24 protein-coding genes are annotated in these 24,905 nt (G+C 56.2%); 15 read left to right on the top strand and 9 right to left on the bottom strand.

Going from position 1 to position 24,905, the window contains the following annotated elements:
* Positions 1 to 31: 31 nt before the first annotated feature.
* Positions 32 to 499 (bottom strand): acyl-CoA thioesterase YigI, encoded by a 468-nt coding sequence (yigI, locus tag ACP4QI_RS21380; RefSeq protein WP_142487508.1) that lies wholly within the window; start codon positions 497 to 499, stop codon positions 32 to 34.
* A gap of 159 nt (positions 500 to 658) precedes the next feature.
* Here yigI and pldA point away from each other — a divergent pair, with 159 nt between their 5' ends.
* The 3 genes from pldA to rhtC all read left to right on the top strand — a co-directional run bounded on the left by pldA (position 659) and on the right by rhtC (position 4,122).
* Entirely contained in the window at positions 659 to 1,519 is an 861-nt protein-coding gene (gene pldA / locus ACP4QI_RS21375; protein ID WP_142487507.1) for a phospholipase A, read from the top strand.
* A 91-nt stretch (positions 1,520 to 1,610) separates the two neighbouring features.
* Positions 1,611 to 3,440, top strand: a complete 1,830-nt coding sequence (gene recQ, locus ACP4QI_RS21370) for an ATP-dependent DNA helicase RecQ (RefSeq protein WP_426495997.1) — start codon at positions 1,611 to 1,613, stop codon at positions 3,438 to 3,440.
* A 61-nt stretch (positions 3,441 to 3,501) separates the two neighbouring features.
* Positions 3,502 to 4,122: a threonine export protein RhtC gene (gene rhtC, locus ACP4QI_RS21365; RefSeq protein ID WP_142487505.1), complete on the top strand. Its 621-nt coding sequence runs from the start codon at positions 3,502 to 3,504 to the stop codon at positions 4,120 to 4,122.
* Here rhtC and rhtB read toward each other — a convergent pair.
* Positions 4,119 to 4,739 carry a homoserine/homoserine lactone efflux protein gene (rhtB, locus tag ACP4QI_RS21360; protein ID WP_106995919.1) on the bottom strand — a complete coding sequence of 207 codons (621 nt, stop codon included), beginning with the start codon at positions 4,737 to 4,739 and terminating at the stop codon, positions 4,119 to 4,121. The two genes, rhtC and rhtB, sit on opposite strands and share 4 nt — an antisense overlap.
* A gap of 109 nt (positions 4,740 to 4,848) precedes the next feature.
* On the opposite strand from rhtB, the gene pldB reads away from it, so the two are divergent.
* The 3 genes from pldB (at position 4,849) to ACP4QI_RS21345 (ending at position 7,652) form a co-directional block, all read left to right on the top strand.
* Positions 4,849 to 5,844, top strand: coding sequence for a lysophospholipase L2 (pldB, locus tag ACP4QI_RS21355; protein WP_231313451.1), 996 nt, complete (start codon positions 4,849 to 4,851; stop codon positions 5,842 to 5,844).
* A 25-nt stretch (positions 5,845 to 5,869) separates the two neighbouring features.
* Positions 5,870 to 6,670, top strand: coding sequence for a sugar/pyridoxal phosphate phosphatase YigL (gene yigL / locus ACP4QI_RS21350; protein WP_142487503.1), 801 nt, complete (start codon positions 5,870 to 5,872; stop codon positions 6,668 to 6,670).
* A gap of 82 nt (positions 6,671 to 6,752) precedes the next feature.
* Complete coding sequence (locus ACP4QI_RS21345; RefSeq protein ID WP_142487502.1) at positions 6,753 to 7,652, top strand: carboxylate/amino acid/amine transporter; 900 nt, start codon at positions 6,753 to 6,755, stop codon at positions 7,650 to 7,652.
* On the opposite strand, the gene metR is transcribed toward ACP4QI_RS21345, so the two are convergent.
* Positions 7,540 to 8,493 (bottom strand): HTH-type transcriptional regulator MetR, encoded by a 954-nt coding sequence (gene metR, locus ACP4QI_RS21340; RefSeq protein ID WP_142487501.1) that lies wholly within the window; start codon positions 8,491 to 8,493, stop codon positions 7,540 to 7,542. The two genes, ACP4QI_RS21345 and metR, sit on opposite strands and share 113 nt — an antisense overlap.
* Before the next feature lie 117 nt (positions 8,494 to 8,610).
* Between metR and metE the strand changes: the two genes are divergently transcribed.
* Complete coding sequence (gene metE / locus ACP4QI_RS21335) at positions 8,611 to 10,872, top strand: 5-methyltetrahydropteroyltriglutamate--homocysteine S-methyltransferase (RefSeq protein ID WP_426495996.1); 2,262 nt, start codon at positions 8,611 to 8,613, stop codon at positions 10,870 to 10,872.
* A gap of 64 nt (positions 10,873 to 10,936) precedes the next feature.
* Here metE and ACP4QI_RS21330 read toward each other — a convergent pair whose 3' ends face one another.
* The 6 genes from ACP4QI_RS21330 to ACP4QI_RS21305 form a co-directional block, all read right to left on the bottom strand.
* Entirely contained in the window at positions 10,937 to 11,347 is a 411-nt protein-coding gene (locus ACP4QI_RS21330) for a Shiga toxin A subunit (protein WP_370649960.1), read from the bottom strand.
* Between the two features lie 398 nt (positions 11,348 to 11,745).
* Positions 11,746 to 12,243, bottom strand: a complete 498-nt coding sequence (locus ACP4QI_RS21325; protein ID WP_285131363.1) for an Hcp family type VI secretion system effector — start codon at positions 12,241 to 12,243, stop codon at positions 11,746 to 11,748.
* A gap of 203 nt (positions 12,244 to 12,446) precedes the next feature.
* Positions 12,447 to 13,283 carry a PRD domain-containing protein gene (locus ACP4QI_RS21320; protein ID WP_426495995.1) on the bottom strand — a complete coding sequence of 279 codons (837 nt, stop codon included), beginning with the start codon at positions 13,281 to 13,283 and terminating at the stop codon, positions 12,447 to 12,449.
* Positions 13,284 to 13,306: 23 nt separating this feature from the next.
* The gene (locus ACP4QI_RS21315; RefSeq protein WP_426495994.1) at positions 13,307 to 14,770 is read right to left on the bottom strand and encodes a glycoside hydrolase family 1 protein; all 1,464 of its coding nucleotides are present in this window, start codon (positions 14,768 to 14,770) and stop codon (positions 13,307 to 13,309) included.
* Positions 14,770 to 16,581, bottom strand: a complete 1,812-nt coding sequence (locus ACP4QI_RS21310) for a beta-glucoside-specific PTS transporter subunit IIABC (RefSeq protein ID WP_426495993.1) — start codon at positions 16,579 to 16,581, stop codon at positions 14,770 to 14,772. The genes ACP4QI_RS21315 and ACP4QI_RS21310 overlap by 1 nt, the downstream gene beginning before the upstream one ends.
* Positions 16,582 to 16,761: 180 nt before the next feature.
* Positions 16,762 to 17,568 (bottom strand): dienelactone hydrolase family protein, encoded by an 807-nt coding sequence (locus tag ACP4QI_RS21305; RefSeq protein WP_426495992.1) that lies wholly within the window; start codon positions 17,566 to 17,568, stop codon positions 16,762 to 16,764.
* A gap of 251 nt (positions 17,569 to 17,819) precedes the next feature.
* Between ACP4QI_RS21305 and udp the strand changes: the two genes are divergently transcribed.
* The 8 genes from udp (at position 17,820) to tatC (ending at position 24,873) form a co-directional block, all read left to right on the top strand.
* On the top strand, positions 17,820 to 18,581 hold the full coding sequence (udp, locus tag ACP4QI_RS21300) for a uridine phosphorylase (RefSeq protein WP_106995909.1): 762 nt from the start codon (positions 17,820 to 17,822) through the stop codon (positions 18,579 to 18,581).
* A gap of 139 nt (positions 18,582 to 18,720) precedes the next feature.
* Complete coding sequence (rmuC, locus tag ACP4QI_RS21295; RefSeq protein ID WP_426495991.1) at positions 18,721 to 20,169, top strand: DNA recombination protein RmuC; 1,449 nt, start codon at positions 18,721 to 18,723, stop codon at positions 20,167 to 20,169.
* 66 nt (positions 20,170 to 20,235) lie between these two features.
* Complete coding sequence (gene ubiE, locus ACP4QI_RS21290) at positions 20,236 to 20,991, top strand: bifunctional demethylmenaquinone methyltransferase/2-methoxy-6-polyprenyl-1,4-benzoquinol methylase UbiE (RefSeq protein ID WP_032615102.1); 756 nt, start codon at positions 20,236 to 20,238, stop codon at positions 20,989 to 20,991.
* A gap of 13 nt (positions 20,992 to 21,004) precedes the next feature.
* Complete coding sequence (ubiJ, locus tag ACP4QI_RS21285; RefSeq protein ID WP_142487494.1) at positions 21,005 to 21,610, top strand: ubiquinone biosynthesis protein UbiJ; 606 nt, start codon at positions 21,005 to 21,007, stop codon at positions 21,608 to 21,610.
* Positions 21,607 to 23,247, top strand: a complete 1,641-nt coding sequence (gene ubiB, locus ACP4QI_RS21280) for a ubiquinone biosynthesis regulatory protein kinase UbiB (protein ID WP_142487493.1) — start codon at positions 21,607 to 21,609, stop codon at positions 23,245 to 23,247. Before ubiJ ends, ubiB begins: the two co-directional genes overlap by 4 nt.
* A gap of 76 nt (positions 23,248 to 23,323) precedes the next feature.
* Positions 23,324 to 23,578, top strand: coding sequence for a Sec-independent protein translocase subunit TatA (gene tatA / locus ACP4QI_RS21275; protein ID WP_032615095.1), 255 nt, complete (start codon positions 23,324 to 23,326; stop codon positions 23,576 to 23,578).
* A gap of 3 nt (positions 23,579 to 23,581) precedes the next feature.
* On the top strand, positions 23,582 to 24,109 hold the full coding sequence (gene tatB / locus ACP4QI_RS21270; RefSeq protein ID WP_285129286.1) for a Sec-independent protein translocase protein TatB: 528 nt from the start codon (positions 23,582 to 23,584) through the stop codon (positions 24,107 to 24,109).
* A gap of 2 nt (positions 24,110 to 24,111) precedes the next feature.
* Positions 24,112 to 24,873, top strand: a complete 762-nt coding sequence (tatC, locus tag ACP4QI_RS21265; RefSeq protein ID WP_142487491.1) for a Sec-independent protein translocase subunit TatC — start codon at positions 24,112 to 24,114, stop codon at positions 24,871 to 24,873.
* Positions 24,874 to 24,905: the final 32 nt, after the last annotated feature.

The following is a 24,905-nucleotide window of genomic DNA, read 5'->3' as shown; positions in this document are numbered from 1 at the left end:
AAGTAACGCAATTTTACCCGATTTTACCTTCTCAACCCACCATATAAGTGGCGGTTGCGCTGGCGATATAAACCTGATCTTCGTTGTGTAGCTCGACGCGCGCGACCGCGACTTTATTGCCCGCCCGCAGCAGGCTGCTGCTGGCAGTAAAGCGATTCCCACGGCCAGGGCGCAGATAATCGACGCGCAGGTCGATGGTGCCCATCCGCGACAGGCGCTGGCGCAGCTCGTCTTCGTTGATGGTGTCGTGGCGGGTCAGGGTGCTGCCGACGCAGACCAGACCAGCGGCAACATCAAGGGCAGAGGCGATCACCCCGCCATGGAGAATGCTTTGCGCCCAGTTACCGACCATCATCGGCTGGTTGTTAAAGCTCAGTTGGGCAAAATCTTTTTCGTAACGCTCCAGCTCGAGCCCCAGCGCACGGTTGAACGGCATATGGTAGACGAAGATCTCCCCGACAAGCTTCAGGGCCTGGTCGGCAGTTAGCGTGGCAGACATAGCGCGTCACATCCTTATTGTTAAAAGGCTGTTGATTTTATGCCTCATTAGTGTGAATTTCTACTTTCAGACCCCGGATATAAGCAGTTAATCATTAATTCTGTAAAATGAATAAACCATAACTATTCATTAAAACAATTTCGCAGGAGAGCATCACCGATGCGGATATATCAGGCCGGGTTCCTGGCGGCGGTTACGCTGCCCTCTGTGGCATTCGCGCAGGAAGCGGTAACTCAGGAGGTGCCTGCTGTACGGGGCAGCATCATCGCTAACCTTTTGGAAGAGCACGATAATCCTTTTACGCTCTATCCCTATGACAGCAACTACCTCATCTATACCGCCACCAGCGACCTCAATAAAGAGGCGATCCGCACCTATGACTGGGCCGACGATTCGCAAAAAGATGAGGTGAAGTTTCAGCTGAGCCTTGCCTTCCCGCTATGGCGCGGCATTTTGGGGCCGAATTCGATTCTCGGTGGCTCCTACACGCAAAAATCCTGGTGGCAGCTGTCGAACAGCGATGAATCTTCGCCGTTTCGTGAGACCAACTATGAGCCGCAGCTTTTCCTTGGCTTTGCCACCGATTACTCGCTGGCGGGCTGGACCCTGCGGGACGTTGAGTTTGGCTACAACCACATGTCTAATGGCCGCTCCGACCCAACGTCGCGCAGCTGGAACCGCCTCTATACCCGCCTGATGGCGCAGAACGGCAACTGGCTGGTGGAGGTGAAGCCCTGGTACGTGGTGGGCAACACCGACGATAACCCGGATATCACCAAATACATGGGCTACTACCAGCTGCGGGTGGGCTATCAGCTGGGCGAAGCGGTGCTGAGCGTGAAGGGGCAGTACAACTGGAACACCGGCTACGGCGGCGCGGAGATGGGCGTCAGCTACCCGTTAACCAAACATGTTCGTTTCTATACCCAGGTCTACAGCGGTTACGGCGAATCGCTGATCGACTACAACTTCAACCAGACCCGCGTCGGCGTGGGCGTGATGCTGAACGATCTTTTCTAGCCTCCTCGAATGTTTTTGTCTTAAACGTTGAAGTTTCTCTCGCAGGCGCTGAAAATAGCGCCTGTTTTTATTTCAGGCAAATGGGGTTGATGTGGTGCAGGCGGAAGTCGTAAATCAGGAGTTGCTGGCTAAACAGGTTTTGCACGAAACCTTTGGCTACCAGCAGTTCCGCCCGGGCCAGGAAACCATCATTAATACTGCTCTTGGGGGCCGTGACTGTCTGGTGGTGATGCCGACCGGCGGCGGGAAATCCCTGTGTTATCAGGTTCCCGCCCTGGTGATGAACGGCCTGACGGTGGTGGTATCACCGCTGATCTCGCTGATGAAAGATCAGGTCGACCAGCTGCTGGCGAACGGCGTTGCGGCGGCCTGTATCAACTCCACCCAAACCCGCGAGCAGCAGCAGGAAGTCATGGCCGGGTGCCGCACCGGGCAGGTGCGTCTGCTGTATATCGCCCCGGAACGCCTGATGCTGGATAACTTCCTTGAGCATCTGGCGCACTGGAATCCGGTGCTGCTGGCGGTGGACGAAGCGCACTGTATTTCCCAGTGGGGTCATGATTTCCGTCCGGAGTACGCGGCCCTCGGTCATCTGCGCCAGCGTTTCCCCGAGCTGCCGTTTATGGCGCTCACCGCCACCGCCGACGACACCACCCGCCAGGATATTGTTCGTCTGCTGGGCCTTAACGATCCGCTAATCCAGGTCAGCAGCTTCGACCGCCCGAATATCCGCTACATGCTGATGGAAAAATTCAAGCCGCTGGATCAGCTGTTGCGCTATGTCCAGGAGCAGCGCGGCAAGTCGGGCATCATCTACTGCAACAGCCGGGCGAAGGTGGAAGACACCGCCGCGCGACTGCAAAGCCGGGGTTTCAGCGCAGCCGCCTATCATGCCGGGCTGGAAAACCACATTCGCGCCGAGGTGCAGGAGAAGTTCCAGCGCGACGACCTGCAAATCGTGGTGGCGACCGTCGCCTTTGGCATGGGCATTAACAAGCCGAACGTGCGCTTTGTGGTGCATTTCGACATTCCGCGCAATATCGAATCTTACTATCAGGAGACGGGCCGCGCCGGGCGTGACGGCCTGCCTGCGGAAGCGATGCTGTTCTACGATCCGGCCGATATGGCCTGGCTGCGCCGCTGCCTGGAAGAGAAACCGCAGGGGCCGTTGCAGGATATCGAGCGCCACAAGCTCAACGCGATGGGGGCCTTTGCCGAAGCGCAAACCTGCCGCCGCCTGGTGCTGCTGAACTATTTTGGCGAGGGGCGCCAGGAGCCGTGCGGCAACTGTGATATCTGCCTCGATCCGCCGAAGCAGTACGATGGCCTGATGGACGCGCGTAAGGCGCTCTCCACCATTGGCCGCGTCAATCAACGCTTCGGTATGGGCTACGTGGTGGAGGTGCTGCGCGGTGCCAACAACCAGCGTATCCGCGAGATGGGTCATGACAAGCTGCCGGTCTACGGTATTGGTCGCGATCAGAGCCATGAGCACTGGGTGAGCGTCATCCGTCAGCTGATCCACCTCGGTTTTGCGACCCAGAACATTGCCCAGCACTCTGCGCTGCAGCTCACCGAAGCTGCCCGCCCGGTGCTGCGTGGCGTCGTGGAGCTGCAGCTGGCCGTGCCGCGCGTGGTGGCGCTGAAACCGCGGGTGATGCAGAAATCTTACGGCGGTAACTACGATCGCAAGCTGTTCGCCAAGCTGCGTAAGCTGCGCAAAGCCATCGCGGATGAAGAGAATATCCCGCCGTACGTGGTGTTTAACGACGCGACGCTGATTGAGATGGCCGAACAGATGCCGCTCAGCGCAAGCGAAATGCTCAGCGTCAACGGCGTCGGCACGCGTAAGCTGGAACGTTTTGGTAAAGAGTTTATGGCGCTGATTCGTTCCCATACGGATGGCGATGATGAGGAGTAGTCAGTCCGGCAAAAAAGTGCCAGGATGATGACTCCCTGAACTATTTCCCCGCGAGTTAATTATGTTAACCCTGTTTCTGACCGTGGCGCTGGTGCATATTGTGGCGCTGATGAGCCCTGGCCCTGACTTTTTCTTCGTCTCACAGACGGCGGTGAGCCGCTCCCGCAAAGAGGCGATGATGGGCGTGCTGGGTATTACCCTTGGCGTCATGGTCTGGGCTGCCGTGGCGCTGCTGGGCCTGAACCTGATCCTCGAAAAAATGGCGTGGCTGCACAACATCATTATGGTCGGCGGCGGTCTGTATCTGTGCTGGATGGGCTATCAGATGCTGCGTGGGGCGTTTAAGAAAGAGGACAGCGATGCACCGGAGCCAAAAATGGAGCTGGCGGCCAGCGGGCGCAGCTTTGTGAAAGGGCTGCTGACCAACCTCGCCAATCCAAAAGCAATCATCTATTTTGGCTCGGTATTTTCACTGTTCGTGGGTGAAGACGTCGGGGCCGGTGCGCGCTGGGGCATTTTCCTGCTGATCGTGCTGGAGACCTTCGCCTGGTTCACAATCGTTGCGAGCCTGTTTGCTTTGCCCTCGATGCGCCGCGGATATCAACGCCTGGCGAAGTGGATTGACGGCGTTGCCGGCGCGTTATTCGCCGGCTTCGGCATTCATCTGATCCTGTCGCGCTAAGCGTGCCTTGCTGACGCCAGCAGCGCGCCCACCAGCATAAACAGCGAACCAAACACTTTATTCAGGGCCTTCATCTGACGAGGCCCTTTAATCCATGTCGCAATCCGCGTTGCCAGCGTCGCATAGCCAATCATCACAATAATATCGACCACAATGGTGGTCACGCCCAGCACCACGTACTGCATGATCTGGGGCTGATGCGGCACGATAAACTGCGGAAACAGGGCGGCCAGAAAGACGATGCTTTTCGGGTTGGTCAGGTTCACAAACACCGCGCGTTTAAACAGGCGGCCCCGGCTCTGGGTCTGGGCGAGCGTATTCAGATCCAGGGCACCCGCGGCGCGCCACTGCTGGATCCCCAGCCAGATAAGGTAGGCCGCGCCGGCCCACTTCAGCACTTCGAAGGCCAGTACCGAGCGGGAGAACAGGGTGCCGAGCCCTATGCCGACCAGCACGATGTGAATCCCCAGCCCGGTCTGCAATCCGGCAATCGACGCCGCCGCTCCGCGATAGCCATGGTTCATGGCGGTGGTCATGGTATTGATGGCCCCGGAACCCGGTGAAAGGCTGAGGATGATGGATGTCAGCAGGTAGGCGAACCACCACTCGAAGGTCATTTGAAGCTCCCGAATCGTCTATTTTTATGCCACAATACGCTAATGTTGCGTCATTTTACGACCTGTCACGAAAAAACGATATTCCTTGGCTTACAGGGGTGTAAACCCGATGTTTCAGCAGAATAAGGACTGGGAAACGCGAGAAAAGGCTTTTGCCGCTTTCTCTATGGGGCCGTTGACCGATTTCTGGCGCCAGCGCGAAGAGGGCGGGTTTACAGGCGTCGATGATGTTCCTGTGCGCTTTGTTCGTTTTCAGGCCGAAGCCCATGATTCGGTGATAATAATTTGTCCCGGACGGATCGAAAGTTACGTCAAGTATGCCGAGCTGGCATACGATCTCTTCCGGCTGGGTTATGACGTGCTGATTATCGACCACCGTGGTCAGGGGCGCTCCGGACGAATGCTGTCCGACACGCACCGCGGCCATGTAAGTCATTTCAGCGATTACGTCGATGATTTTGCCGCCTTCTGGCAGCAGGAAGTGCAGCCCGGCCGTTGGCGAAAACGGTTTATTCTGGCGCACTCGATGGGCGGCGCGATCGCCACGCTGTTTTTACAGCGCCACCCGCAGCATCAGTGTGATGCCATTGCCCTGAGCGCCCCGATGTTTGGCATCGTCATGCGTTTTCCGGACTGGATGGTACGCCATATCCTCGACTGGGCTGAGGGCCATCAGCGCATTCGTGAAGGCTACGCCATCGGCACCGGGCGCTGGCGCGCACTGCCGTTTGCCATTAACGTGTTAACCCACAGTCGGCAGCGTTATCGCCGCAACCTGCGCTTTTATGCGGATGAACCGCGTTTACGCGTCGGTGGTCCCACTTACCACTGGGTGCGCGAAGGCATTCTGGCAGGTGAGGAGGCGATGGCGGGCGCCGGCCAGGACGATACCCCCACAATTATCCTTCAGGCAGAAGAGGAGCGGGTAGTGGATAACCGCATGCACGACCGCTTCTGTGAACTGCGAGCCGCAGCCGGTCACCCTTGCGAAGGGGGTAAACCGCTGGTCATAAACGGCGCGTACCATGAGATCCTTTTTGAAAAGGACGCCATGCGCTCAGTCGCACTCAACGCCATCGTCGACTTTTTCGGCAGGCATAACTGATATTCACCAGAGGTTAAATTTTTCTATGTACCAGGTTGTCGCGTCTGATTTAGATGGCACGCTGCTCTCTCCCGACCACACTTTATCGCCTTACGCGAAAGAGACCTTAAAACTCCTGACTGCCCGTGGCGTGAATTTCGTCTTCGCCACTGGCCGCCACCACGTTGATGTGGGGCAGATCCGCGATAATCTGGAGATCAAGTCCTACATGATCACCTCCAACGGTGCCCGCGTGCACGATCTGGACGGGAATCTGATCTTCACCCATAACCTCGATCGCGACATCGCCACCGATCTGTTCGGGATCATGCATAACAACCCCGATATCATCACCAACGTCTATCGCGATGATGAGTGGTTTATGAACCGTCACCGCCCGGACGAGATGCGTTTCTTCAAAGAGGCGGTCTTCAACTATTCGCTGTATGAACCGGGCCTGCTGGAGCCGGAAGGCATCAGCAAGGTATTCTTCACCACCGACAGCCACGAAGCGTTGCTGCCGCTGGAGCAGGCGATCAACGCCCGCTGGGGCGATCGGGTTAACGTCAGCTTCTCCACGCTTACCTGTCTGGAAGTAATGGCGGGCGGCGTCTCCAAGGGTCATGCTCTGGAAGCGGTTGCCAAACGTCTGGGCTTTGATCTGCAGGACTGCATTGCCTTTGGCGACGGTATGAACGACGCCGAAATGCTCTCCATGGCGGGGAAAGGCTGCATCATGGAAAACGCCCACCAGCGCCTGAAAGACCTGCACCCGGAGCTGGAAGTGATCGGCACCAACGGTGACAACGCGGTGCCAAAATACCTGCGTAAGCTGTTCCTTGAATAATCTTCATTTGGTTGTTTAACGTTCAGTTGTCAACCAAAGAGTTCGCTACAATGCCTGTCCATCTTCCAGAGAGACAAGCATTGTGGCGCTACTCATCATCACCACTATCCTGTGGGCCTTCTCCTTTAGCCTGATCGGTGAATATCTTGCCGGACATGTCGACAGCTACTTCTCGGTGCTGATGCGCGTCGGGCTGGCGGCGCTGGTGTTCCTGCCGTTCCTGCGTACGCGCGGGCAAACGCTGAAAACTATCCTGCTCTATATGCTGGTGGGCGCGATGCAGCTTGGCATCATGTATCTGTTCAGCTTCCGGGCTTACGTTTATCTGTCGGTATCGGAATTCCTGCTGTTTACCGTGCTGACGCCGCTCTATATCACCCTGATTTACGATCTGCTGAGCAAGCGCCGGCTGCGCTGGGGCTACCTGCTGAGCGCCGCGCTGGCGGTAGTGGGTGCGGCGATCATTCGCTATGACAAAGTGAGCGATCATTTCTGGACCGGACTGATGTTCGTCCAGCTCGCCAACATCAGCTTTGCGATTGGCATGGTGGGCTATAAACGCCTGATGGAGACCCGGCCAATGCCGCAGCACAACGCCTTTGCCTGGTTCTATATGGGGGCAGCGATAGTAGCGGTGGCGGCGTGGTTCATGCTGGGTAATCCGCAGAAGCTGCCGACCACCACGCTGCAGTGGAGCGTGCTGATCTGGCTGGGGGTGGTGGCATCCGGGCTGGGTTACTTCATGTGGAACTACGGCGCCACGCAGGTGGACGCCGGGACGCTGGGGATCATGAACAACGTCCACGTCCCTGCGGGCCTGCTGGTGAACCTCGCCATCTGGCAGGAACAACCGCACTGGCCGAGCTTCATTATTGGGGGGACGGTGATCCTGGCTTCACTGTGGGTACATCGCCGTTGGGTCGCTCCGCGCTCCGGACAAACGGTAGATGGTCGCAAGCATGGTTCCGCGCTGAGCGAATAAAGGCCTCGGTAACCGGTTGACGCTGCTCGCCATCGCGCACGGCGGCGTACAACCGGCTCCACAATCCCTCGCCCAGGGTTTTAGTCACCACCAGACCCTGGCGTTCAAAACTCTCCACCACCCAGTGCGGCAGCGCCGCGATGCCCATTCTGGCCGCCACCATCTGAATCAACAGCAGGGTGTTATCCACGCTTTTCAGCTGCGGGCTAATGCCCGCCGGCTGCAGGAAGTGACGCCAGATATCCAGACGACTGCGCTGAACCGGGTAGATTAGCAGCGTTTCCGTCGCCAGATCTTCCGGCGTGATGCGCGCTCTGGCGGCCAGAGGATGGTCCGGGGCCAGCACCAGACGCACTTCAAAATCAAACATGGGCGAATAGTGCAGGCCGCTGCGCGGCAGAATGTCCGAGGTCATCACCAGATCCAGCTCGCCCTGCACCAGGGAGGGCTGCGGATCAAAGGTCACGCCGGATTTAAAGTCCATCTCCACCTGCGGCCACCTCTGGCGGAAGTTCTCAAGCGCGGGGGTCAGCCACTGAATACAGCTGTGACACTCGATGGCGATGCGCAGCCTGGTCTGCTCCGGCTCATGACAGGCCTGCAGCGCGCTGGCGATCTGCGGCAGCACCTGATTGGCCAGCTGTAGCAAGATTTCGCCCTGCGGCGTAAAGCGCAGCGGCTGACTTTTACGCACGAACAGACGGAAGCCAAGGCGTTGTTCCAGATCGCTGAACTGGTGGGAAAGGGCGGACTGCGTCTGGTGCAGCGTGGCCGCCGCCGCCGCGAGAGAACCGCAGTTCCGCAACGCCTGGAGCGTTTTCAGGTGTTTTATCTCGATCATGAAAGTCCTTCACTTCGCCATGAGCAATTTGCGCTTGAGGAATATACAGTACCTTTACAATATGGAAGTGTAAACATCTGGACGTCTAAATCCTGAAAATTCCATAAGGGGCATACCATGACAATTCGTAACCACACCCTCGGTTTTCCACGCGTCGGCCTTCGTCGCGAACTGAAAAAAGCACAAGAGAGCTACTGGGCGGGCAACGCCACGCGTGAAGAACTGCTGGCGGTAGGGCGCGAGCTGCGCGCCCGCCACTGGGACCAGCAAAAGCAGGCTGGCGTGGATCTGCTCCCGGTGGGCGATTTTGCCTGGTACGACCATGTTCTGACCACCAGCCTGCTGCTTGGCAACGTGCCGGCTCGTCATCAGAACAGCGATGGATCGGTGGATATCGACACCCTGTTCCGTATTGGCCGTGGCCGCGCACCGACCGGCGAGCCCGCGGCGGCAGCGGAAATGACCAAATGGTTTAACACTAACTATCACTACATGGTGCCGGAGTTCGTTAAAGGTCAGCAGTTCAAACTGACCTGGACCCAGCTGCTGGATGAGGTGGACGAAGCGCTGGCGCTGGGCCACAAGGTCAAACCTGTCCTGCTGGGCCCGGTTACGTATCTGTGGCTGGGTAAAGTGAAGGGCGAGCAGTTTGACCGCCTGAGCCTGCTGAACGACATCCTGCCGGTGTATCAGCAGGTGCTGGGCGAGCTGGCAAAACGCGGCGTTGAGTGGGTGCAGATCGACGAACCGGCGCTGGTGCTGGAGCTGCCGCAGGCATGGCTGGATGCTTTCAAACCGGCGTACGACGCGCTCGCGGGCCGGGTAAAACTGCTGCTGACCACCTATTTCGAAGGGGTGACGCCGAACCTCGACACCATCACCGCGCTGCCGGTGCAGGGGCTGCACGTAGACCTGGTTCACGGTAAAGATGAGGTAGCCGAGCTGCACACCCGTCTGCCTGCGAACTGGCTGCTCTCTGCCGGACTGGTGAACGGGCGTAACGTCTGGCGCGCCGACCTGAAAGAAAAATATAATCAAATCAAGGGCATTATTGACAAGCGCGAGCTATGGGTCGCCTCCTCTTGTTCACTGCTGCACAGCCCAATCGACCTGAACGTCGAGACCCGCCTGGATGCGGAAGTGAAGAGCTGGTTCGCCTTCGCCCTGCAAAAATGCGAAGAGCTGGCGTTGCTGCGTGATGCGCTGAATACGGGTGACACCGCCGCTATCACCGAATGGAGCGCGCCGATTCAGGCCCGTCGTCACTCGACGCGCGTGCACAATGCCGCCGTGGAAAAACGTCTGGCGGCCATCACTGCCCAGGACAGCCAGCGTCAGAATGGCTATGAGGTGCGTGCCGAAGCCCAGCGTGCCCGTTTCAACCTGCCGGCCTGGCCGACCACCACCATCGGTTCCTTCCCGCAGACCACCGAGATCCGCGGCCTGCGTCTGGACTTCAAAAAGGGCAACCTGGATGCGGGTAACTACCGCACCGGCATCGCCGAACACATCAAACAGGCCATTGTGGAGCAGGAGCGTTTAGGACTCGACGTGCTGGTGCACGGTGAAGCCGAGCGTAACGACATGGTGGAGTACTTCGGTGAACACCTCGATGGGTTTGTCTTTACCCAGAACGGCTGGGTGCAGAGCTACGGCTCCCGCTGCGTGAAGCCGCCGGTAGTGATTGGCGACGTCAGCCGTCCGGAAGCGATCACCGTGGAGTGGGCGAAATATGCTCAGTCTCTGACCGACAAGCCGGTAAAAGGCATGCTGACCGGTCCGGTGACCATCCTTTGCTGGTCCTTCCCGCGCGAAGACGTGACCCGTGAGACCATCGCCAAACAGATTGCCCTGGCGCTGCGTGATGAAGTGGCGGATCTGGAAGCGGCGGGCATTGGCATCATCCAGATCGACGAACCGGCGCTGCGCGAAGGTTTGCCGCTGCGTCGCAGCGACTGGGATGCCTACCTGGCGTGGGGCGTGGAAGCCTTCCGTATCAACGCCGCCGTGGCGAAGGATGACACCCAGATCCATACCCATATGTGTTACTGCGAGTTTAACGACATCATGGACTCCATCGCCGCCCTGGATGCTGACGTGATCACCATCGAGACCTCGCGCTCAGACATGGAGCTGCTGGAGTCGTTCGAAGAGTTCGACTACCCGAACGAGATCGGGCCGGGCGTGTACGACATTCACTCCCCGAACGTCCCGAGCGTGGAGTGGATTGAAGCCCTGCTGAAGAAAGCGGCGCAGCGTATCCCCGCAGAGCGCCTGTGGGTGAACCCGGACTGCGGCCTGAAAACCCGCGGCTGGCCGGAGACCCGTAGCGCGCTGGCGAACATGGTTAAGGCGGCGCAGAATTTGCGCCAGGGTTAATCCCGGCGCACGATTGCCGGGCGGCGCTGACGCTTGCCCGGCCTGGGTTAATCTTCCAGAGAAATTAAAATTCCCTTGAAAGCGTAATATAGCCATTAAACCTGACAGAGCATTCATCTTTATTTATAAGGCCGGAAGCAATGAATACATTTCTCTTCATCTCCTTATTAATATAAATGTATTTGGCTATTAGCGATTGCGTATGATTTTCATAATAACTGTCAAAGTAAGCACTTTCAGGTATTGTCGCTTTACCCTGTGCCATCGCAATTTCATAATCGATCTTAGCTAACGATCTTGCGTAAAGTTTTGATACGGAAGAGGTATCGATAACGTTAACAATCGTTTTGTTTCTCAGAATGGTCGATGTATCGATCTGCAAATCTCGTGAAATAGTATTAAATAAAGTGGTTTCCATTGAGGCACCGACAATAGCACACCCCTTGTTCTGTGCCTCTGAGAACAACGGAACCATTATTAATATCCAGAGAAGTGTTTTTTTAAACATTTAATCCTCCACGACTAATATTTTATCGCTGCTTGCGGCAATAATTTTTCGACTGGATATGTTCAGAATGATACAGCCATCGGATGCTTCTCCCGGGTGAACTGAACTTTCACCATGTATCATGAAGCCATCCCGACCACACATGTCGATACCGGCATAAGATGTTAATCTCATCGTCCATGCTTTGGTTTTAGGGTGATAGAAGGCAGGCCCTATTGTATAAGTTCATCTTGGTAACGGGCCTTTGTTTTTTACGCATTCATTTGCCGAGTCGTTTTTAAACCCAGGCCTCCCTGCATACTGAGCATCAAACTGATAAGTGCCATCCAGATAAAAAGAGTGCGAACTTACTTTATAAACCCACGTCATACTACAGCCTCCTGCTCAGCACCCCATCTGTCTGTATGAATAATATTCCCATCCAGATAGTGCCACGTAATTATCTCATAAGCTAAATAAAAGGCTTCAAGATGATTGTGCCTTTCAAAAGTGGGGTTTTTAATGTCGAACATTAACGGTTCTATTCCATTAACCCTTACATTTCCCATCGTTATACGGAAATACTCTTCTTCCTGACCATTATGATTTATACGATAGAATTTAAGTTCTGCTTGCTTAAAGGTTTTACCAGTAGATACGCCTTTATAAAGGTAAGGCGATGAACTATCGATTTCTTTAATTAAAGCAAAATCACCATGGATACGTTTGCCGGTAATTTTGCCTGTAAGGTTGTCCGTGGGAAGATCGACAGAATGCATAAACTCTATAATCTCAATGCTTCCTTCTCTTCCTCGTATATCAACAGAGCCTTTAACATGATTTCCTGCGTAGTCTGTTAGCCAAAGATAGACGGGTATAGCCATCTTATAACCTCCTGTTTTAACGATGGATATTAAATCCAGCGTACGCCCGGCATACAAAACAGGGAACCATAAAAGTATGGTTAATTTCCTAAAGCGTTTGTACTTTGTGAAGGATCACGAAATTAATAGATGAAGAGGTTAACCCCGAAGCACGATTAAATGTCATTTGTAGGCCCGGTAAGGCGCAGCCGCCACCGGGCGATTTACGCCTGCCCATCCATCAGCCGGCTAATATGGATGCTCAACCACGTCAGCTCATCTTTCGGCAGAGTGAGCTGATATTTATCCTGCACATAATCACGGATCACCCACGCCACGGTCATTGCGTCCGGGCGGTGGCGCATCAGCTCCTGATAAAAATCTTCAGTCTCGCTGAGGGCGATTTTCCCGGCCAGCACCCGCTCGGCAAAATAACGCAGATGGGTGATAAAGCGCATATAGTTAACCGACTGCGTATCGATGCTCTTGCCCATCTTATAGCGCACGATATCGGCGATGCGGTTGACCAGCTCAACCTGCTGGTGGGCGGTGCTGTCGTCGTCCTGGCTGCTGGCGTTGATCAGATGAAAGGCGATATTTACCGCCTCTTCTTCAGGTAACTCGATGTCAAACTTCTCATTCACCTGGGCGCGTGCCTGCAAACCGACACTGTACTCCTGCGGATAGTAACGCTTCACTTCCCAGCTCAGCTTATTGAGGATCGTCTGCCCGCTGCGGCTGCGCTCCACCGCAAAGTGCAGATGCTCCGCAAGGGTAAAGAGCAATACGGAATTGAGCTTATCCCCACACAGGCGGCGCGCGAGGATAAGAATTTCATGGCTAATGTCGAAGAACGCCGCAGGAATGGTGTCCGTCAGGGATAAAAAATGGCGGGATTTGAGATCGCTCAGCGGCAGGAACACTTTCTCCACCTGCGCCAGGTCGATATGGGTACCGGGTTTCGCCCCAAAGCCGATCCCCTTGCCGAACAAAATCATCTCCCGCTGGTCGTTATCGACCAGCAGCATGCTGTTATTAAGCGACTTTTTTATCGTTATCACGGTTATTCCTGCGGCATGGCCGGTTAGCTCATGTCTGCGCCATTGCTGGCAATCACTTTTTTGTACCACCAGAAGGAGTCTTTTTTCAGGCGCTTCAGCGTGCCTTTGCCTTCATCGTCCTGATCGACATAGATAAAGCCGTAGCGCTTGGACATCTGCGAGGTGCCCGCACTGATAATGTCGATGCAGCCCCAGGTGGTGAATCCCATCACATCCACCCCTTCATTTATAGCTGCCAACGTTTGCTCGAAGTGGGCGCGGAAGTAGTCGATGCGGTAGCTGTCGTGGATCGCGCCGTTTTCCACGACATCTTTCGCGCCAAGACCATTCTCCACGATAAACAGTGGCTTCTGGTAACGGTCATACAGCTCCAGCAGGGAGATTTTCAGCCCGACAGGGTCAATCTGCCAGCCCCATTCGGATGCCGGCAGGTACGGGTTTTTCACCCCGAGAACGGTATTCCCCGGGATGCGCTCCACGTCCGGCTGGGTCGATTCTGTCATCGACATGTAGTAGCTAAAGGAGACGAAGTCGACGGTATGATCCTTTAAGATGCGCTGATCGTCGGCCTGCATCGCAATCTGGATATCCCGCCGCGCCAGATCGCGCAGGATCAGCGGCGGATACTCGCCAAACACCTGCACATCGGCGTAGAAATAGTTCTCCAGATTCTTCTTCAGCGTCGCTTCCACGTCTTCGGGACGGCAGCTGTGCGGATAGGTGGTGAGTTTGGTCAGCATGCACCCGACCTGGCTGCCCGGGATTTTGGCGTGGCAGTCGCGCGTCACCAGCGCAGAGGCGACAAACTGGTGATGCAGCCCCTGGTAGATATCCTGCTGGGCTTTGCCCGGCGCGCTTTTCTCTTCCCGGATGCCCGCCGTGGTAAAGGGGTGGCGATGGATACTGTCGATCTCATTAAACGTCAGCCAGTAGCGGACCAGATCTTTATAGCGATCGAAACAGACGTTGCTGAAGCGCACAAAAGCATCCACCACGTTGCGGTGCACCCAGCCGTTGTACTTTTCGCTCAGGGCCAGCGGCATTTCGTAGTGAGAGAGGGTCACCAGCGGCTCGATGTTGTGGCGACGCAGCTCGCGGAACATCTCTTGATAAAACTGCAATCCTGCCTCGTTTGGCGCAGCGTCTTCACCGGTCGGGAAGATACGCGACCAGGCGATCGACACCCGCAGCACGGTATAGCCCATCTCAGCAAACAGGGCGATATCGTCCTTATAGTGGTGATAAAAATCGATGCCGCGGCGTTTCGGGTAGAGCGCGTCATTTTTACCTTCAAACGCGTCGCGGATGTTCTCGTCCGTCAGCGCCATATGGCCGCTGTAATCCTTCACGGACAGGTTGGGCTTCCAGGTGATGGCGTCAGCTACGGACGGCCCTTTGCCATCCACATTCCATGCCCCTTCGGCCTGATTAGCGGCTATAGCGCCACCCCATAAAAAACCTTGCGGAAACGGGAGGGATTTCTCCATTACACGGACTCCTTAAGCGTCATGATGATATGCGGGTCTGGATTCTTATCGTCGGTATTACCTGGTGTCAGCGAAAAGCGTTCGCCGTTCGTCACCACCATCATCACCACCGGATCGAGCCCGGCGGAAGTGATGGTATCGAGTGAAAATTCAATCAGCGTGTCGCCGCTCTTCACATGTTGGCCCTCCACCACCCGTGGGGAGAAACCTTCACCCTGCAGCCGGATGGTGTCGATGCCGATATGGAAAATCAGCTCGACGCCCGCGTCGGTGAGCAGGCTCAGCGCATGGCCGCTGTCAAATACGTTCACGATGGTTCCATCCGCCGGGGCCCGCAGCACGCCCTGGGAAGGAATAATAGCGATGCCGTCGCCCATGATTTTGCGGGAGAAGACGTCATCGTTAACGTTTTCAAGCGGGATGATCTGCCCTTCGACCGGGCGGGTGAGGCTCAGCGCGTCGGTGTGTTCAGCCGCTTTATCACGCCACAGCACGAAGGCGCTGATAAAGGCGACGGCAAAAGATAGCCCCGCCCCGGCGAAGGCCCAGACGATGTTCATCGGGTTATCCGGAGAGACAAACATTGAGATACTGGCAAGGCCAGGGCCGACAAGGGCAAAGGCCTGAATCGCCATCCAGCCAATAAATGCCCCACCCACGATGCTGCCGAGGATCACACTGTAAAGCGCCTTTTTATTCAGCAACGTAACGCCATACAGCGCCGGTTCGGTAATGCCGAACAGGGCGGAGATCCCGGCGGAGAAGGCCGTAGATTTCAGCACCTTGTCTTTGCTCTTGAGCGCAATCGCCAGGCACGCGCCGGACTCGGCAATGTTGTGCGCCAGCGACGCGGGCAGATAGAGCATCTCGCGCCCGAACTGGCTCATGGAGGCCACGGCGTAGGGCAGCATCGGCTTGTGCATCCCGGCGGCGACCATGAAGGGCAGGGCGGCGGCCAGCAGCCCGGTGGCGACAAAACCGAGTTTGCCGTAGAGCCATAAAATCACCGTTGCCAGGCCGGCCCCCAGCTCGTAGCCCAGCGGCCCCAGGATCAGCAGCGTAACGGGGACCGTCACCAGCAGAGAGAGCATCGGCGAGAGAAAAATGCGCAGCGCGCCGGGGGAGTAGCGGTTGAACAGCTTCTCCGTCCGGGCGTAAAACAGCACGCACAGAATGGCCGGGAATACCTGCGAGGCGTAGGCGACGTTGCGCAGATCGAACGACATGAATGCCGTCCCGTCGGCCAGCTGTTTGGTCATCGCCGGCAGCACCATCACGGAAACTGCCGAGACGGCCACCAGCACGTTCACCTTCAGCTTCATCGCCGTGGTGATCGCCACCAGGATCGGCAGGAAGTAGAGCGGCGCGGAGCCGATATTATCCAGTACCTTGTAGGTCGAACTGTCCCGGCTGAGCCAGCCCATGACGTCCAGCAACAGCAGCAGCGATTTCAGGACGCCGCCACCAGCAATGGCAGGCACCAGCGGCTGAAAAATGCTTATCACGAAATCGACAACCTGCGCGCCACGGCTGATTCTGACAGGTGTATGTTGTCCGCCCGCCTGAGGGGCCCCCACCAGCGAGCGCACCGCCTCAAAGACCTGCACCACTTCGTGACCAATAATCACCTGGCACTGCACGTTCACCCGCACGCCCAGCACGCCGTCGACCTTTGCCAGCGCCGCTTCGTTGACCTTGCCATTGTCGTACAGGCTCAGCCGTAAACGGGTGGAACAGTGTTCGATATGTTCGATATTCTCAGCACCGCCGACCTGGGCGATGATGTCCAGCGCTGTTTGCAAGTGGTTCATGTTCTGGCCCCTGTCTCCAGAGCAAAAAAAAAGACCTGAACCCCCTCTCCGCTCGAAAACGGAGAGGGGGTTCAGGTCTTGCCTACGGATCGTAGTTACACGCCTGTGGTTTTTATATCGTCCAGATTGTGTTTAAAAGTCAAACAGTCGCGTCACTTTGCGTAGCGAAATGTGAGCCGCTTAACCTTTTTTACCACCATATTGTTGGAACCAGGCCAGCATCCGCTGCCAGCCATCTTTGGCTGATTCCGCGTGATAGCTCGGGCGATAATCAGCGTTGAAAGCGTGTCCGGCTCCCGGATAAACCACAATCTCCGCCGTTGCGTTTGCCGCACGCAGGGCATGACGCATGGTCTCTACCGTATCCAGCGGGATCCCGGTATCTTCTGCGCCATACAACCCGAGGACGGGCGCGTTCAAATCGGTTGCAATATCAACCGGATGCTTCGGTGAATTCAGCGTCTTTTCGCCCACCAGCTTGCCATACCACGCCACGGCGGCTTTCAGCTGCGGGTTGTGCGCGGCATACAGCCAGCTGATACGGCCGCCCCAGCAGAAGCCGGTTGCCAGCAGACGATGGGGATCGCCCCCGTTGCGCGCCGCCCAGTTGGCGACGTGGTCAAGATCCGCCAGCACCTGCGCATCCGGCACTTTAGTGACCAAGTTGCTGAACAGGCCAAGAATGTCGTTGTAATCGTTCGGGTCGCCCTGACGGAAATAGAGCTCAGGCGCGACGGCCAGATAGCCTTCCAGCGCCAGGCGACGGCAGAGATCGCGAATGTGCTCATGTACGCCGAAAATTTCCTGAATCACGATGACGATCGGCAATGCCCCTTGCGCATTTTTGGGCCGGGCATGGTAAGCGGGCATATTATCGCCCTGGGTCGGAATCGAAGTCTCCCCGGCGGTAATCGCCTCTTCGGGGGTAGTGACAACGGTTGAGGCTTGCAGGTCAGCAGCAGGGGCAAATCCAGATTTTCCAGTCATGGCATTCTCCGTACCAATTAGCGCAAAAGTAAATATAGTCCGCAGGTTAACAATCCACAGTGCCCGAAACAGGCTATCTTTTGTGCAACAGATAACGATATAACTCGTTAATGTGATGTTAATCACTATTTCATGGTAATTAACTGCAATCAATTTTATTCATGGTGATGTCTGTCACGAAACAAGGCCGGTTCCTCCGGTAAAGTACCGCTTTGCTTCTGCTGACAAACTGACCCACAGAGGAGTTTTCTATGTCTAAGTCTGATGTTTTTCATCTCGGCCTCACTAAAAACGATTTACAAGGGGCTACGCTCGCTATCGTCCCTGGCGATCCTGAGCGTGTGGAAAAGATCGCCGCGCTGATGGATAAGCCGGTTAAGCTGGCAGCCCATCGCGAATTCACGACCTGGCGGGCAGAGCTGGATGGCAAAGCGGTGATCGTGTGCTCTACCGGAATCGGTGGCCCGTCTACCTCAATTGCCGTTGAAGAGCTGGCGCAGCTGGGCATCCGTACTTTCCTGCGTATCGGTACGACCGGTGCGATTCAGCCGCATATCAATGTCGGCGACGTACTGGTTACCACCGCGTCCGTGCGTCTGGACGGCGCGAGCCTGCACTTTGCGCCAATGGAGTTCCCGGCAGTGGCCGATTTCGAGTGCACCACCGCGCTGGTAGAAGCCGCGAAATCCGTCGGCGCGACCACGCACGTTGGCGTGACCGCCTCCTCTGATACCTTCTATCCTGGCCAGGAGCGCTACGACACCTTCTCCGGTCGCGTAGTCAACCGTTTCAAAGGCTCGATGGAAGAGTGGCAGTCGATGGGGGTGATGAACTATGAAATGGAATCTGCCACGCTGCTGACCATGTGCGCAAGCCAGGGTCTGCGTGCCGGTATGGTTGCGGGCGTCATTGTTAACCGCACCCAGCAAGAGATCCCTAACGCCGAGACCATGAAGCAGACCGAAAGCCACGCGGTGAAAATCGTGGTGGAAGCGGCCCGCCGCCTGCTGTAATTTCCCCTTTTCCTTGCCAAAGGCCGACCTGTTCGGCCTTTTTCTTTGCGTAGCGCCTCGCAGAAAACCCTTTTCAAACTGGACGTTTATACAGCACAATTCTATTTTGTGCGGGTCATACCTTGATGCAGGGGGCGTCGTGGATATTTCCAACCTTTTTTATGCCGTTATTGCGCTGGTCAGCGTCGGCGTGGGCTGGTTGTTCGCCAGCTATCAGCATGCGCAGCAGAAGGCCGATCAGCTTGCCGAACGCGAAGAGATGGTGGCCGATCTCAGTGCATTAAGACAGAACATAGCCCAGAGCGGGCACTGGCGCGACGAATGCGAGCTGCTCAACAACGAGCTGCGCAATCTGCGGGATATCAACACCTCGCTGGAAGCTGACCTGCGCGAAGTCACTACCCGGCTGGAGTCCACCCAGCTGCATGCGGAAGACAAAATCCGCCAGATGATCAACAGCGAACAGCGCCTGAGCGAGCAGTTCGAAAACCTCGCCAACCGCATCTTTGAGCAGAGTAACCGCCGCGTCGATGAACAAAACCGCCAGAGCCTGAACGGCCTGCTGTCGCCCCTGCGCGAACAGCTGGACGGCTTTCGTCGCCAGGTGCAGGACAGCTTCGGTCAGGAGGCGCGGGAGCGCCACACGCTGGCCCATGAAATCCGCAACCTCCAGCAGCTGAATGCCCAGATGGCGCAGGAGGCCATCAACCTCACTAAAGCGCTGAAAGGCGACAATAAAACCCAGGGTAACTGGGGCGAAGTCGTCCTGACCCGCGTGCTGGAAGCCTCTGGCCTGCGAGAGGGCCACGAATATCAAACCCAGGTCAGCATTGAAACTGAGAGCCGCGCGCGAATGCAGCCCGACGTCATTGTGCGTCTGCCGCAGGATAAGGACGTGGTCATCGATGCCAAAATGACCCTGGTGGCCTATGAGCGCTACTTCAACGCCGAAGATGACTACACCCGCGAGTCGGCGCTGCAGGAGCATATCGCCTCGGTGCGTAACCATATCCGTCTGCTGGGACGCAAAGACTATCAGCAGCTGCCCGGCCTGCGTTCGCTCGACTACGTGCTAATGTTTATCCCGGTTGAACCAGCCTTTTTACTGGCGCTGGACCGCCAGCCGGAGCTGATCTCCGAGGCGCTGAAAAACAACATTATGCTGGTCAGCCCCACCACGCTGCTGGTGGCGCTGCGCACCATTACTAATCTGTGGCGCTATGAGCACCAGAGCCGCAATGCCCAGCAGATTGCCGATCGCGCCAGCCGCCTGTATGACAAAATGCGCCTGTTCGTCGATGATATGTCGTCGGTCGGGCAGAGCCTGGATCGCGCCCAGGATAACTACCGTCAGGCGATGAAAAAGCTGGCCTCCGGGCGGGGTAACCTGCTGGCTCAGGCCGAATCGTTCCGCAGCCTGGGCGTGGAAGTAAAACGCGAGATTAATCCGGAATTAGTTGAACAGGCCACGTCGCAGGATGAAGAGTACCGGCTGCGCAGTGATGAGCCCGTTCAAAATACAAACAACACCTTAGCAGGCGCGCAGGCGTCGGCAGACCCCCTGGAGCGTTATTCCCGGGGTGGTTGAATCGTAGGGCAAATGCGCCCAATCTGTTACACTTCTCAAACATTTGACTGATAAGCAGGCTCTGAGATGGTTGAAGATTCACAAGACACAACGCACTTTGGCTTTCAGACTGTCGCTAAAGCGCAGAAAGCTGACATGGTGGCCCACGTATTCCATTCCGTGGCGGCGAAGTACGATGTAATGAATGACCTGATGTCATTCGGCATTCATCGCTTGTGGAAGCGCTTCACTATTGACTGTAGCGGCGTGCGTCGTGGACAAACCGTGCTGGATCTGGCAGGCGGCACCGGCGACCTGACAGCGAAATTCTCGCGTCTGGTGGGCGAAACGGGCCGCGTGGTGCTGGCTGATATCAACGACTCCATGCTGAAAATGGGTCGTGAAAAACTGCGCAATATTGGCGTGGTCGGCAACGTTGAATATGTCCAGGCGAACGCTGAAGCGCTGCCTTTCCCGGATAACACCTTTGACTGCATTACCATCTCTTTCGGTCTGCGTAACGTCACCGATAAAGAGAAAGCGCTGCGTTCCATGTACCGCGTGCTGAAACCGGGTGGACGTCTGCTGGTGCTGGAGTTCTCGAAGCCGATTATTGAGCCGCTGAGCAAAGCCTACGACGCCTATTCGTTCCATATTCTGCCGCGCATTGGCGAAATGGTTGCCAACGATGCAGACAGCTATCGCTATCTGGCCGAATCCATCCGTATGCACCCAAACCAGGACACCTTAAAAGCCATGATGCAGGATGCAGGCTTTGACAATGTTGATTACTTCAACATGACGGCAGGCGTTGTCGCGCTGCATCGCGGTTATAAGTTCTGAGTGGAGGTGGCAAATGCCGTTTAAACCCTTGATCACAGCCGGTGTGGAAAACGTACTCAATACCTTTCTGTACCGGTCTCCCGCGCTAAAAACGGCGCGTCAGCGTCTGAACGGCAAAGTGCTGCGGGTAGTATTAAAAGAGTTTTCGACTCCGCTGGTGCTGGTGTTCAGCGAGCGTCAGCTCGACGTGCTGGGGGAGTGGGAAGGCGAGGCCGACTGCTCCGTCATCACCCATATGAGCACCCTGCCTAAACTGCGCGATCGCCAGCAGCTTACCGCCCTGATCCGCAGCGGCGAGCTGGAGGTTCAAGGCGATATCCAGGTGGTGCAGAACTTTGTCGCGCTGGCCGATCTGGCCGAGTTCGACCCGGCAGAGCTGCTGGCCCCCTGGACCGGCGATATTGCCGCTGAGGGGATTGGTAAAGTACTGCGCGGCGGTGCCTCGTTGCTGAAGAAGGGGTTTCAGCGCCAGCAGCGCTATGCCGCGGAAGTGCTGACCGAGGAGTGGCGCATGGCGCCGGGGCCGCTGGAAGCGGCATGGTTTGCAGAAGAGACCGCCGCGGTTGAGCGTGCAGTTGATGCACTGACAAAACGGCTTGAAAAACTGGAGGGCAAATGACGCCTGGTGAAATTCGGCGCCTCTACTTTATCATCCGCACCTTTTTAAGTTACGGGCTCGACGAGCTTATCCCCCGAATGCGCATCACACTGCCGCTGCGTATCTGGCGGCGAACGCTATTCTGGATGCCAAATCGCCATCAGGACAAACTGCTTGGTGAGCGACTGCGTTTGGCGCTTCAGGAGCTGGGGCCTGTCTGGATCAAGTTCGGCCAGATGCTCTCCACCCGTCGTGACCTGTTCCCGCCAATGATCGCCGATCAGCTGGCGCTGCTGCAGGATAAAGTTGCCCCGTTCGACGGTAAGCTGGCAAAGCAGCAGATCGAAAAAGCGATGGGCGATCTCCCGGTTGAAACCTGGTTCGATGATTTCGACATCCAGCCGCTGGCTTCCGCCTCCATTGCGCAGGTTCACACCGCACGGCTGAAAGAGAATGGCAAAGAGGTGGTCATCAAGGTGATCCGCCCGGACATTCTGCCGATCATCCGAGCCGACATGAAACTCATCTACCGCCTGGCCCGCTGGGTGCCGCGTCTGCTGCCTGACGGCCGCCGCCTGCGCCCGATGGAAGTGGTGCGCGAATATGAAAAGACGCTAATTGATGAGCTGAACCTGCTGCGGGAATCGGCGAACGCCATTCAGCTGCGCCGTAACTTTGAAAACAGCCCGATGCTGTATGTGCCGGAAGTCTATTCCGACTATTGCAGCCAGGACATGATGGTGATGGAGCGCATCTACGGGATCCCGGTCTCGGACGTCGCAACCCTGGAAAAGCAGGGTACCAACATGAAGCTGCTGGCCGAGCGTGGCGTGCAGGTCTTCTTCACCCAGGTGTTCCGGGACAGCTTCTTCCACGCCGACATGCACCCGGGGAATATCTTCGTCAGCTACGAGCATCCTGAAGATCCGCAGTATATCGGCATCGACTGCGGTATCGTCGGCTCGCTGAACAAAGAAGATAAGCGCTATCTGGCCGAGAACTTTATCGCCTTCTTTAACCGCGATTATCGTAAAGTGGCCGAGCTGCACGTCGATTCCGGCTGGGTTCCGCCGGATACCAACGTAGAAGAGTTTGAGTTCGCCATTCGTACGGTCTGTGAGCCTATTTTCGAGAAGCCGCTGGCTGAGATCTCGTTCGGCCATGTGCTGCTGAACCTGTTCAATACCGCCCGCCGCTTTAATATGGAAGTACAGCCCCAGTTAGTTTTACTTCAGAAAACATTACTTTACGTTGAAGGGGTGGGGCGACAGCTTTATCCTCAGTTAGACTTATGGAAAACGGCAAAACCCTTCCTTGAGTCGTGGATCAAGGACCAGGTGGGTCTTCCGGCGCTGGTGCGCTCCCTGAAAGAGAAAGCGCCGTTCTGGATTGAAAAAATGCCTGAAATTCCTGAACTGGTGTATGACAGTTTGCGTCAGAGCAAAAACTTGCAACACAGCGTGGATAAAATTGCCCGCGAGTTGCAAACCAACCATGTGCGTCAGGGGCAGTCCCGGTATCTGTTTGGCATTGGGGCGACACTGTTGTTAAGCGGCACGCTGCTGCTGATCAATCGTCCTGAGTGGGAGCTCATGCCTGCCTGGTTGATGGCGGGCGGCGTGGTTGTCTGGCTAGCCGGATGGCGCAAAACGCGCTGAATTGCGTCGCTATAGCAGGGCCGCATAACGTATAATGCGGCCTGATTAATTATTCATCTATAACTGGGGAAGATGTATGGGTGGTATCAGTATCTGGCAATTGTTGATCATTGCCGTCATCGTCGTGCTGCTGTTCGGTACCAAAAAACTCGGTTCTATCGGTTCCGATCTCGGTGCGTCCATCAAAGGCTTTAAAAAAGCGATCAAAGATGATGACGAGAAGCAGGATAAATCCAGCCAGGATGCGGATTTCACTGCTAAATCCATCGCTGATAAACAAGACGATGCCAAAAAGGAAAATGCTAAACGCCACGATAACGAGCAGGTGTAATTCGTGTTCGATATCGGTTTTAGTGAACTGCTGCTGGTCTTCGTGATTGGTCTCATTGTTCTGGGGCCACAACGTCTGCCTGTGGCAGTAAAAACGGTTGCAGGCTGGGTGCGTGCGCTGCGATCGCTGGCGACTACGGTGCAAAATGAGCTGGCGCAGGAGCTTAAGCTGCAGGAGTTTCAGGACAGCCTGAAAAAGGTTGAAAAGGCGAGCATGGATAACCTGACGCCGGAACTGAAAGCCTCGATGGACGAACTGCGCGAAGCGGCGGAATCCATGAAGCGCTCCTACAGCGTCAACGATCCGGAAAAAGCGAGCGATGAAGCCAATACCATTCGCAACCCGCTGGTCAAAGATAACGAAGCGCAGCATGAAGGCGTGACGCCTGCCACTGCTGAGCATCAGGCCACTGCGCCCGAACAGGCGCCAGCCGAGCCGGTGACCCCAAAACAAGAACCGACGCCAGCGCCCGCAGAGAAAAAGCCTGCACCCGCCGCTGACGCGTCCCTCTCGTCGAGTGATAAAGCGTAAACATGGCAGTAGATGAAACTCAACCGCTGATTGCGCACCTGATCGAGCTGCGTAAACGCCTGCTGAACTGCATTATTGCGGTTTTGCTCATTTTTTTATGCCTGGTCTATTTTGCCAACGATATCTATCAGGTGGTCTCTGCCCCCCTGATTAAGCAGATGCCGCTTGGGGCCACCATGATCGCCACCGACGTGGCATCGCCCTTTTTCACGCCAATTAAGCTGACCTTCTGGGTGTCGCTGATTGCCTCTGCGCCGGTGATCCTCTATCAGGTCTGGGCCTTTATTGCCCCCGCGCTGTATAAGCATGAACGCCGCCTGGTGATCCCGCTGCTGGTCTCCAGCTCGCTGCTGTTTTATATCGGCATGGCCTTTGCCTACTTCGTAGTCTTCCCGCTGGCCTTTGGCTTTCTGGCAAATACCGCACCGGTAGGGGTCCAGGTCTCCACCGATATTGCCAGTTATCTCAGCTTCGTGATGGCGCTGTTTATGGCCTTCGGCGTGGCGTTTGAGGTGCCGGTTGCCATCGTGCTGCTCTGCTGGATGGGGATCACCACCCCGGATGAATTACGCAAAAAACGGCCTTACATTCTGGTCGGTGCCTTTGTAGTGGGCATGCTTTTAACGCCGCCGGATGTCTTCTCGCAAACCCTGCTGGCAATCCCGATGTATTGCCTGTTTGAAGTCGGTGTCTTCTTCGCACGCTTCTATACCGGCAAGCGACGTGAAGATCACGACGAAGAGTCCGAAGGAACAGAAGAATAACCCCAACCGCCCGCCAGGGCGGTTGTCATATG

This window comes from Leclercia sp. TB492 (genome assembly GCF_049974505.2).
In the GTDB taxonomy this organism is placed as follows: Bacteria; Pseudomonadota; Gammaproteobacteria; order Enterobacterales; family Enterobacteriaceae; genus Enterobacter; species Enterobacter adecarboxylatus_C.
Note: the sequence above shows the minus strand (reverse complement) of the source record. Positions and strands in the feature narration are given on the sequence as shown.